1 protein-coding gene and 1 pseudogene are annotated in these 685 nt (G+C 64.7%); both read left to right on the top strand.

What is annotated here, in order from left to right:
- A pseudogene (locus tag EN969_RS33965) lies at positions 1-168 on the top strand (50S ribosomal protein L3); the annotation flags it as partial.
- Positions 168-685: 50S ribosomal protein L4 (gene rplD / locus EN969_RS33970; protein WP_127419916.1), on the top strand; the 518-nt coding region annotated here is incomplete at its 3' end. The pseudogene EN969_RS33965 and the gene rplD, both read left to right, overlap by 1 nt.

The following is a 685-nucleotide window of genomic DNA, read 5'->3' on the forward strand; positions in this document are numbered from 1 at the left end:
ATCCTGATCCGCGGTGCGGTTCCCGGATCGAAGGGCGCCTGGATCCTGGTTCGCGATGCGGCCAAGGTGGCACTGCCGGCCAATGCGCCGAAGCCTGCCGCGATCCGCGCCGTTGCTGCCGAAAGTGGCGCCAAGAACGAGGCTCCGGCCACAGAGGGAGCGGAATAATGGATCTCAAGATCACAACGCTGGGCGGCAAGGACGCCGGCAAGGTGGAACTCTCCGACGAGATTTTCGGCCTTGATCCGCGCGAAGACATCCTGCAGCGCGTCGTGCGCTGGCAGCTTGCCAAGAAGCAGCAGGGCACGCACAAGACCAAGGGTCGCGCCGAGATCGCGCGCACCGGCGCCAAGATGTACAAGCAGAAGGGTACGGGCCGCGCCCGTCACCATTCGGCACGCGCTCCGCAGTTCCGCGGCGGCGGCAAGGCCCACGGCCCGGTCGTTCGCAGCCACGAGCACGAACTGCCGAAGAAGGTTCGCGCTCTCGGCCTCAAGCATGCTCTCTCGGCCAAGGCCAAGAGCGCGTCGATCATCATCATCGACGAGCTGAAGCTGACCGAGGCCAAGACGAAGGCGCTGATCGCGAATTTCGCGACGCTGGGCCTGACCAATGCTTTGCTGATCGGCGGCGCCGAGCTTGACAAGAACTTCAAGCTGGCGGCGACGAACATCCCCAACATCGA

Origin of the sequence: Mesorhizobium sp. M7A.F.Ca.CA.003.01.2.1 (genome assembly GCF_003998945.1) — a bacterium.
Classification (GTDB): domain Bacteria; phylum Pseudomonadota; class Alphaproteobacteria; order Rhizobiales; family Rhizobiaceae; genus Mesorhizobium; species Mesorhizobium ciceri.